Raw genomic sequence first — 8708 nt, 5'->3', positions numbered from 1 at the left:
GCTGCCCGACGCGCTCACCCTCCCCGCCGTGCCCGCCGCCCTGGTGCTCGTCTGGATGGCCGCTGCCCGCGCCCCCGATCCCGCCATGCTCGCTCGCGCGGCGCTGGGCGGGATCCTGCTCACCGGCGTCTACCTGGTGGCGCACCGGTGCGCGCCCGAGGCCCTGGGCCTCGGGGACGTCAAGCTCGCCGCCAGCACCGGGACCGTGCTGGCGGCGGTGTCCTGGCCGTCGCTGCTGCTCGGGGCGCTCGGCGCGGTGCTGGTGACCGGCCTGGCCGGGGTGCTGGCCCTGCTCGCCGGGTGCGGGCGGCGAGCCACCCTGCCGCACGGGTTGCCGATGGTCGGCTGCGCGTGGCTGGTGACGGCCTGGCCGGGGTTCGGCTGAGCGCGCCGCCCACCCGCCGCCCGGAGGGGGTGACCGAGGCCGGACATGGCAGGATCGGCGCGTGTTGCGCTGGATGACCGCTGGTGAGTCGCATGGTCCCGCCCTGGTCGGGGTGCTCGAGGGCATGGTGGCGGGGGTGGGCGTCACCACCACCGACCTCAACGAGCAGCTGGCCCGACGTCGGCTCGGCTTCGGACGCAGTCCGCGGATGTCCTTCGAGGCCGACGACATCGAGATCATCGGCGGCGTGCGGCACGGCCTGACCCAGGGCGGCCCGGTCGCGGTGCGGATCGGCAACACCGAGTGGCCGAAGTGGGAACAGGTGATGTCTCCCGACCCGGTTGACGAGGACGTACTGGCCGGGTTGGCCCGCAACAAGCCGCTGACCCGACCCCGCCCCGGTCACGCCGACCTCGCCGGGATGCAGAAGTACGGGTTCGACGAGGCTCGTCCGGTCCTGGAACGTGCGAGCGCTCGGGAGACCGCGGCCAGGACGGTGCTGGGCACGGTGTGCCGGCGGTTCCTCAGCCAGGCGCTGGGCGTCGAGATCGTCAGCCACGTGCTCTCCATCGGCGCCGCCGAGTCCACCAGCGACCTGCTGCCCGGCCCGGAGGACCTCGCCGCCATCGACGAGAACCCGGTGCGCTGCTTCGACGCCGACGCGACCGAGGCGATGATGGCCGAGGTGGAGGCCGCGAAGAAGGACGGGGACACCCTCGGCGGGGTCATCGAGGTCATCGCCTACGGCCTGCCCGCCGGTCTCGGCTCCCACGTGCACGCCGACCGGCGGCTCGACGCCCGGCTCGCGGGCGCGCTGATGGGGATCCAGGCGATGAAGGGCGTGGAGATCGGCGACGGCTTCGCCACCGCCCGCCGTCGGGGCAGCCAGGCGCACGACGAGATCGACCCGGTGCCCACCGGGACAGGGGTGCGTCGCCGCAGCAACCGCGCCGGCGGGGTCGAGGGTGGCATCACCAACGGCGAACCACTGCGGGCGCGGGTGGCGATGAAACCCATCTCCTCGGTCCCCCGGCCACTGGCCACCCTGGACGTGACGACGCGCGAGCCGGCACAGGCCATCCACCAGCGGTCGGACATCTGCGCGGTGCCGAGGGCTGGCGTCGTCGCGGAGTCGATGGTGGCGCTGGTGCTGGCCGACGCGGCCCTGGAGAAGTTCGGCGGTGACTCGCTGGCCGAGACCACCCGGAACGCCCGCGCCTACCTCGCCGACCTGGAGCGTGACTGAGATGACCGGCGTCCGACCAGTCCTGGTGGTCGTGGGTCCTCCCGGCGCCGGGAAGAGCACCGTGGGCCGGCTCGCCGCCGAGCGGCTCGGGGTGCCGTTCCGCGACGTCGACGAGGACATCGTCGCCGCCACCGGCAAGCCGATCGCCGACATCTTCACCGAGGACGGCGAACCCGCCTTCCGGAGCTTGGAGGAGGAGGCCGTCCGCCGAGCCCTCGCCGAGCACCCCGGGGTGCTGGCGCTCGGCGGCGGAGCGGTACTGGCTCCCGGCACCAGGGCGCTGCTCGCCGACCACGCGGTCGTGTTCCTCAACGTCGGTCTCGCCGAGGGGGCCCGCCGCACCGGGTTGTCCACCGCCCGCCCGCTGCTGGCCGGTCTGAACCCCCGGGCCACCTTCCGGGCGTTGCTGGAGGCCCGGCTACCGCTGTACCGGGAGGTCGCCACCGTCGAGATCAGCACGGACGGGATCGAGCCGGAGCAGGTGGCCGACCTGGCCGTCGCGGCGCTGACCGGCACTGGCTGAGGAGCTGGGGCGGGGGAGGGCTACTCGGCCAGTCTCCTGGCGAGGGCCTCGACGATCGCGTCGGCCTGTTTCTCGTTGTCCTGGCCGAGCGCCTCGGTGACGGCGGCGGTGATCAGCGGAGCGAGGGCGTTGGCGATCGCCTCCGGGCTGGCCGGTTCGGTCTGCTGGCCGTCCAGCAGGCTGGCCACCGACCGCACCACGCCGTTGATGATGCGCTGTTCCGCGTAGCCGATGGCGGTCCGCGCCTTCTCGGTGGTGTCCACCACGGGGTTGCGCACCGTCGAGTCGAGCCCGGCGTTGGCGATCGCCGTGCTCAGCCGCTTCACGATGCGGTCCTCCATGTACCGCAGGGTGACACTCGCCGGTTCGGTGGTTCCGGTGACGGGATTGGTCCAGGTCTGCGACCAGTTCACGGTGTCTCCTTCGAGAATGCGGGCTACCGAATCCCGGAAACCGGGAATGTCCCCTGGCCAGTGCGCGGGGTCGATCTTCCGCGTCGGCGCCCATTCCTTGTGGGCGACGACCCGGTCGGCACCCATGCGCAGGTGTGCCAGCAACGCGGCGACCCCGCGCGGGTAGGAATCCAGCTGGGCGTCGGTCCAGTCGTTCCGGGTGCCCACGCTTTCCGCCTCGATGCCCAGCAGGTGCTGGTTCCCCGCATTGGCCGCGACGTCGCGCCAGGGGCCGCCCGCGCCCGCGTGGTAGGCGAGTCCGGCGGCGATGACGAACCAGGTGCCGTCCCGAGCGAGGCCCAGGTTGGCCAGCGGGCCGGCCAGGGAGCCGGTGCCGTCGCGCACCACCCCGAGCGAGGGGAAGTTGCCGGTGGCGGCGCCCGCGGTGTGGTGCAGCATGACGCCTCGGATCGCGCTGAGCGGGCCGTGTCCTCGGCTGGTCCAGCCGCCCTCCTCGTGCACCCGCAGTCCCTGCGCGCGGAGAGCGTCGGCCAGCCACGTCGCGTACGCCATCGGATCACCTCGAGTCGTGGACGGGGGCCGCACGGACGTGGCACGTCGTGGCCCTGAGGAAGCGCTCGCGCGCCCGATCGCCTCTGCGGTGAGACCCGTGCGGAAATGCGGGGACGGTGACGACGCCCTCCCCCGTCCGGTGGGTTGTCGGTGTCGACTTTCCGGGAAACCGGCTGCGGATGGTTGCCGTTGTCAGTTTGCCAAAAAGCGGTCACGATGTCCTCTCCCTTTCAGGTCAATCTCTTCCTCGTTCCACTGACCCTGTGCAGCAGTTGTCCGAGGATTGCGGACGGATTGCGATGAACGCGGGAACGAAGGTCCCCCGGTCGGCGGTAGGTCCCCGTTCGGGAGACCGAGTCCGGCCGCCGTGCGGGTGCCGCCAGGGGTGTCCGGCGGCGCGGGGGCGGCCGGAGCGCTTGCCGCACCGGGTGAAATGCTGGTTCGGGAGAGACGGGTGGCGCGCACGGGGGCCCGGCCGCGCCCCGAACCGCGAGGGAGCGTGATGACGGAACCGGTACGGGTGCGGGTGGCCACGGCCGCCCCCTATGACGTGGTGATCGGCCGCGGACTGTTGGGTGAGCTGGTGGAGGCCGTGCGCGGCGCGCCCGTCGCGGCGATCGTGCACCAGCCGAGCCTGGCCGCGACCGCCGAGGCCGTCCGGGAGGACCTCGCTGCCGCCGGCGTCGACGCGCACCGGGTGGAGACCCCCGACGCGGAGGACGGCAAGAGCCTGGCCGTCGCCGGGTTCTGCTGGGACGTCCTCGGCAGGATCGGCCTGCCCCGCGACGGCGTGATCGTCAGCCTGGGGGGCGGCGCGGCGACCGACCTCGCCGGCTTCGTCGCCGCCACCTGGATGCGGGGCGTTCGGGTCGTGCACGTGCCCACCACGCTGCTCGGCATGGTGGACGCCGCCGTGGGCGGCAAGACGGGCATCAACACGGACGCGGGCAAGAACCTGGTGGGCGCGATCCACGAACCCGCCGAGGTGCTGGTCGACCTCACCACACTGGACAGCCTGCCGAGGAACGAGTTGCTGGCGGGCATGGCCGAGGTCGTCAAGGCCGGCTTCATCGCCGACCCCGAGATCCTGCGCCTCATCGAGGCCGACCCGGACACCGCGACCGACCCCCAGGGGGACGTGCTCGGCGAGCTGGTGCGGCGGTCGGTCCAGGTGAAGGCCGACGTGGTCGCCGCCGACCTGCACGAGTCCCACCACCGGGAGGACCTCAACTACGGCCACACGCTCGGCCACGCCATCGAGCGCCGCGAGCGCTACCGCTGGCGCCACGGCGCCGCCGTCAGCGTCGGACTGGTCTTCGCCGCCGAACTGGCCAGGCTCGCCGGCAGGCTGGACGACGAGACGGTGGAACGGCACCGCTCGGTGCTCTCCGCGCTGGGCCTGCCCGTCTCCTACGACCCCGACGCGTTCCCCCAGTTGCTGGAGTCGATGCGGGGCGACAAGAAGGCCCGGTCCCGGGTGCTGCGGTTCGTGGTGCTCGACGGCCTGGCCCGCCCCGGTCGGCTGGAGGGACCGGACCCGACGTTGCTGGCCGCCGCCTACGCGGAGATCAGCGGGGGCGCGGCGAAGAAGAGCGGCGGGGTCCTGCTGTGAGGGTCCTCGTGCTCAACGGCCCCAACCTCGGCAGGCTGGGGCGCCGCGAACCGGCCGTGTACGGCAGCACCACCCACGCCGAACTGGTCGAGCGGTGCCGCGAACGCGGTGCCGAACGTGGCCTGGAGGTGGAGGTCCGGCAGACCGACCACGAGGGCGAACTCCTCGGCTGGCTGCACGAGGCCGCCGACGCCGGCACTCCGGTGGTGCTCAACGCGGGAGCGTGGACGCACACCTCCGTCGCGGTCCGGGACGCCTGTGCCCAACTCACGGCTCCCCTGATCGAGCTGCACATCTCCAACACGCACCGCAGGGAGTCCTTCCGGCACCACAGCTACCTCTCGGCGGTCGCCACCGGCGTGATCGCCGGCCTCGGGGTGCGCGGGTACCTGCTCGCCCTGGACTGGTTGGCCGAGGAGCTCACCGCCGGCGCCTAGCCCGGGCACGGCCCCTCGCCCGAGGGGCGGGTGTCCGGGGCTCGGGCACCCGCCCCCCGGCGTTCTCAGCGCCGGTCCAGTTCCTCGTCGAGCACGGCGCGCACCCGGTCGGGAGGGACGCCCCACCGCTGGGCGGCGGTGACCAGGTCGAGCACAGCCGCCCGCACCAGCTCCTCGCGTTCCTCGTCGCCGAGCTGGGGGCGGTCGAGGACGACGGTGCCCCTCCCGACCCGGCTGGACAGGTAGCCCGCTCCCTCCAGTTCGCGGTAGGCGCGCGCGACGGTTCCGGTCGCGATGCCCAGGTCCTGCGCCAGCTGCCGGATGCTCGGCAGGCGCGAACCAGCGGGCAGCGCGCCGGTGTCGATCAGCGTGGCGAGCTGCGCCCTGACCTGTTCGTACGGGGGAACCGGCGCCTTCGGGTCGATCTCGAGGATCACGCCGCCATCCTGCCCCGCACCGGCGGTGCCTCGCGGCCGTGCAGCCAGCAGGCCAGCGCGAGCCCGCTCAGCGCGGTGCCGCTCGCGAACAGCGCCCACCCGGCCCAGGGCGGGAGCGCCGCCACCGGGGGGATCGTCGCGCCCGCCAGCAGGCACAGCAGGGCTCCGGCGGTGCTGGTGAGGCGCTGCGCGTCGTGGGACCGGATCGACTCCCCCACGACCCAGTCCTCGTCCGCGCCCTCGAGGGCGGGGCTCTCCAGCAGCCGGCGCCGGGCGAGCAGGCTGGCCAGGCCCACGGTCACGGCGAGGCAGGCGGTCGCGAACGAGGCCCAGGGCGAGTACCCCTCGGGCACCGGTAGCGCCACGGCGAGGACGAGGAACACCGCCGTGCAGCTCAGGGCGATCACGGGCACGGCCCGAACCCACGAGCTGACGTAGTGCTCCGCCAGGCGGGGGGCCAGCAGGGCGGCCCGGGGCTGGTCGTCGGGCGGGCGTTGGGCGAGGCGCCGCTGCCGGAGCGCGCTGGCCAGCACGATCCCGCCGAGGGAGCCCGCCAGCCCCAACAGGACGGCCCGGGTGCTCGGCGCCTGGGTCAGGGGAGCGGTCAGCCAGCCCAGGCCGCCGCCGACCAGCGCGTACCTGCGGCTCCGCCCGAGGGCGCTGATCAGCGCGGGGGACTCGGCCGCCGTCGCGGGCAGCCGGTGCCACACGGCGAACGTGCGCAGGGAGCGGCGGGAGATGGGCTGGGTGGCGGCGACGAAGGTCCACAGCGGCACCAACAGGGTGAGGCCCAGCAGGAGCGCGATCGAGTTGGCGTCGGGCACGGTGTTCCTCCCTCGTGTATCACCGAGTTGATACATTAGCTCACATGGACGGTGGACGGTGAGGAGCTCCGAGGTGGAGACGAACTGGGGCGCGCGGCGCAGGGTGCTGGGCGCGCTGGGCGCGGTGCTGGGAACCGGGGCCGTGGGCGTGCTGTTCTGGTGGGCCGGTGTGTTCTGGCCCCACCTGTCGGTGGAGGTGGTGGGAGCCAGCGGCACGGGCGTCCCAGTCCTCGAACTCGAGGTCACCAACGAGGGGCCGTTGGAGACCGTCGTGCGCCGGGTGGAGTGGGCGGGGGCGGAACCGGGAACCGAGGCACTCCCACCCGAGGTCGGGGTGATCCCCGCCGGGGGAGCCGCGCGCGTCGCACTGCCGCTGACGGGCTGCCCGCCCTCGGAGGGGGGAGGGGTGGAGGTCCTCGCCAGCGCGCCCGCGCTCGGCATGAACGTGTTGGAGTTCCCCCTCGCGGTGCCCCAGGCGCTGCGGGCCGAGCTCGACCCCGCCGGGCGCTGCGCCCAGTGAGCACTGCCGGCCGTCCCGGCCGTCGCCAACGGCCCGCGGACGGGGCTGATCAGGCCGAACGCGTTGAACTCGCCCACAAGTCGGTGAAGGTGTCCCGGCGCGTCTCGGGCGCTTCTAGACTGACGCTGCCCGGGTCGTCCGTTCCGGGGGCCCGGTCTGTTTCCTCCGGGTTGCGGCGAACGCGAAGGGGTTTGGGCGTTGCCCGGTTGGTTGACCGAGATGCGCGGGCCGGCGGTGACCGGCCGGACCGGCCGCGCGGGGCGGCTGTGCGCCGGATTCGCCGCCGTCGCGCTGGTGGCCGGGTGCACCGGTGCCGAAGGCTCCCCATCGGTCCACCTCGACGCCGTCGAACCGCTCGTGGTACCGGCCGACGGCGACGAACCTCCCGCCGAACCGGTGCCGTTGTCCACCGACGCCCACCGGTCGAGCCCCGGTGTCGTCGCCTCCGGAGGGCCCAGCGCCCCCTACAACTACGGACCCACCGTGCTGCGCGACGGCGGCCGGTACCGGGCCTGGTGGTGCAGCCAGCTGCCCTACTCGCCGCCTCCGGGCGACGACATCCTCCACGCCGAGGCCACCGAACCGGGCGGGCAGTACCGCGCCGCCGACGGGAGCCCGGCCGTCCCCGTCTTCTCCGGCAACCCGGGCGGGTTCGACGGGATGCACACCTGCGATCCGTCCGTCATCAAGGTCGACGGCGTCTACTACCTCTACTACACGGGAGCGCCGGGCGACCACGCCGACGGCAACGCGATCGGCGTCGCCAGCAGCCACGACGGCCTGAGCTGGACACGGCTCGCCGAGGGGCGGCCGGTGGTGACGGCCGCCGAGGACGAGATCCGGGACAACGCCTACGGGGCGGGGCAGCCCGCCGTCCTCCACCTCGACGGCTGGTTCCACCTGATGTTCACCGACACCACGGCCGCCGCGGCCGGCTGGAACGGGGCCGGTCAGTTCGTCCTCCGGGCGCGCGATCCCGAGTTCCGCACCGAGCTCCAGGCCCTGACCGAGGACGGCTTCCGCCCGGTGGCCTCCGCCGCAGAGCCCCGCACCTTCTCCGTGGTGGACGCCTTCAGCGCCGACTGGATGTGGGTCGAGGCCTTGGACGCCTTCGCCATCGCCCACCAGACCGAGACCGGCACCTCGATCACCTTCTGGGACCGGGAGTTCCGCTACCACCCCTACCAGCGCATCCTTGTCGAGGGTCCCTGGCGGGAGGGGCCTGGCCTGGTGCGGGACCCGCTCGGCCACGCCCCCACCAGCGTCACCGACCCCTGCGGTCGGGTCCCGATCGACCTGCTCCGCGCGACGACGGAGGAGACGGCACCCACCGGCATCGCCCACTTCGGCCTCGACATCCACGGGATCGACGGGTGCCGCGACGCGGAACGCGCCGCCGCCGTCCTCGACGGGTTCGCCGTGCCCTCCCCCGAACGGACCGTCGACGTGGTGGTCGACGGGGCGCTCGTCCGCGTCGAACGCCGGTCGGTCGCCGAGCGGCTGGCGGTGCGGGTGCTGGACGAGCGGGTTCCGGCGCTGGAGGGGCTCCCGGTGATCGCCCGGGTGAACCCCGGCGCGACCGCGGTCAACGCGCCCGACCGTCCCCTGGCCCTGCTGCTCGACGACGACCGGCTGTGGCCCGTGGTCGATCCGGAGGTCGCGGAGCTGAACGACTCCACCACCGTCGAGACCTCCGTCGAGAGCTGGGAGCGGCACGAGCTGGGAGCCGTGCTCCACGCCGGCAGCCGCTGAGGCGGGC

Annotated in this window: 10 protein-coding genes; 7 read left to right on the top strand and 3 right to left on the bottom strand. The window is 73.7% G+C overall.

All coding sequences use genetic code 11. From position 1 onward, the window contains the following. The 3 genes from ACTIDRAF_RS27370 to ACTIDRAF_RS0205475 form a co-directional block, all read left to right on the top strand. A partial coding sequence (locus tag ACTIDRAF_RS27370; RefSeq protein ID WP_016697716.1) for a prepilin peptidase occupies positions 1-385 on the top strand: 385 nt, incomplete at its 5' end. A 61-nt stretch (positions 386-446) separates the two neighbouring features. Continuing rightward, positions 447-1631: a chorismate synthase gene (aroC, locus tag ACTIDRAF_RS0205480; RefSeq protein ID WP_016697715.1), complete on the top strand. Its 1185-nt coding sequence runs from the start codon at positions 447-449 to the stop codon at positions 1629-1631. Position 1632: 1 nt separating this feature from the next. Continuing rightward, a complete protein-coding gene (locus tag ACTIDRAF_RS0205475) occupies positions 1633-2154 on the top strand; it encodes a shikimate kinase (RefSeq protein WP_016697714.1) in 522 nt (173 codons plus the stop codon). 20 nt (positions 2155-2174) lie between these two features. Here the strand turns inward: ACTIDRAF_RS0205475 and ACTIDRAF_RS31805 are convergent, their stop codons facing one another. Continuing rightward, positions 2175-3119 (bottom strand): peptidoglycan recognition protein family protein, encoded by a 945-nt coding sequence (locus ACTIDRAF_RS31805; RefSeq protein WP_016697712.1) that lies wholly within the window; start codon positions 3117-3119, stop codon positions 2175-2177. Between the two features lie 502 nt (positions 3120-3621). Between ACTIDRAF_RS31805 and aroB the strand changes: the two genes are divergently transcribed. Both aroB and aroQ read left to right on the top strand, forming a co-directional pair. Beyond that, entirely contained in the window at positions 3622-4731 is a 1110-nt protein-coding gene (gene aroB / locus ACTIDRAF_RS0205465; RefSeq protein WP_016697711.1) for a 3-dehydroquinate synthase, read from the top strand. Beyond that, positions 4728-5168 (top strand): type II 3-dehydroquinate dehydratase, encoded by a 441-nt coding sequence (gene aroQ, locus ACTIDRAF_RS0205460; RefSeq protein ID WP_016697709.1) that lies wholly within the window; start codon positions 4728-4730, stop codon positions 5166-5168. Before aroB ends, aroQ begins: the two co-directional genes overlap by 4 nt. Before the next feature lie 65 nt (positions 5169-5233). On the opposite strand, the gene ACTIDRAF_RS0205455 is transcribed toward aroQ, so the two are convergent. Together ACTIDRAF_RS0205455 and ACTIDRAF_RS0205450 are read right to left on the bottom strand one after the other, a co-directional pair. Beyond that, positions 5234-5605 (bottom strand): GntR family transcriptional regulator, encoded by a 372-nt coding sequence (locus ACTIDRAF_RS0205455; RefSeq protein ID WP_016697708.1) that lies wholly within the window; start codon positions 5603-5605, stop codon positions 5234-5236. Next, positions 5602-6429 carry a hypothetical protein gene (locus ACTIDRAF_RS0205450; protein ID WP_016697707.1) on the bottom strand — a complete coding sequence of 276 codons (828 nt, stop codon included), beginning with the start codon at positions 6427-6429 and terminating at the stop codon, positions 5602-5604. The genes ACTIDRAF_RS0205455 and ACTIDRAF_RS0205450 overlap by 4 nt, the downstream gene beginning before the upstream one ends. Positions 6430-6502: 73 nt before the next feature. On the opposite strand from ACTIDRAF_RS0205450, the gene ACTIDRAF_RS0205445 reads away from it, so the two are divergent. Both ACTIDRAF_RS0205445 and ACTIDRAF_RS0205440 read left to right on the top strand, forming a co-directional pair. Then, entirely contained in the window at positions 6503-6949 is a 447-nt protein-coding gene (locus tag ACTIDRAF_RS0205445) for a hypothetical protein (protein WP_016697706.1), read from the top strand. A 219-nt stretch (positions 6950-7168) separates the two neighbouring features. Continuing rightward, positions 7169-8701, top strand: coding sequence for a glycoside hydrolase family protein (locus ACTIDRAF_RS0205440; protein WP_157162865.1), 1533 nt, complete (start codon positions 7169-7171; stop codon positions 8699-8701). Positions 8702-8708: the final 7 nt, after the last annotated feature.

This window comes from Actinoalloteichus spitiensis RMV-1378, assembly GCF_000239155.1.
Classification (GTDB): Bacteria; Actinomycetota; Actinomycetes; order Mycobacteriales; family Pseudonocardiaceae; genus Actinoalloteichus_B; species Actinoalloteichus_B spitiensis.
Note: the sequence above shows the minus strand (reverse complement) of the source record. Positions and strands in the feature narration are given on the sequence as shown.

Coding starts and splice junctions, on each gene's coding strand:
- ACTIDRAF_RS0205475 (WP_016697714.1), top strand. CDS start 1,633: ATGACCGGCGTCCGACCAGTCCTGGTGGTCGTGGGTCCTCCCGGCGCC.
- ACTIDRAF_RS31805 (WP_016697712.1), bottom strand. CDS start 3,119: ATGGCGTACGCGACGTGGCTGGCCGACGCTCTCCGCGCGCAGGGACTG.
- aroB (WP_016697711.1), top strand. CDS start 3,622: ATGACGGAACCGGTACGGGTGCGGGTGGCCACGGCCGCCCCCTATGAC.
- ACTIDRAF_RS0205440 (WP_157162865.1), top strand. CDS start 7,169: ATGCGCGGGCCGGCGGTGACCGGCCGGACCGGCCGCGCGGGGCGGCTG.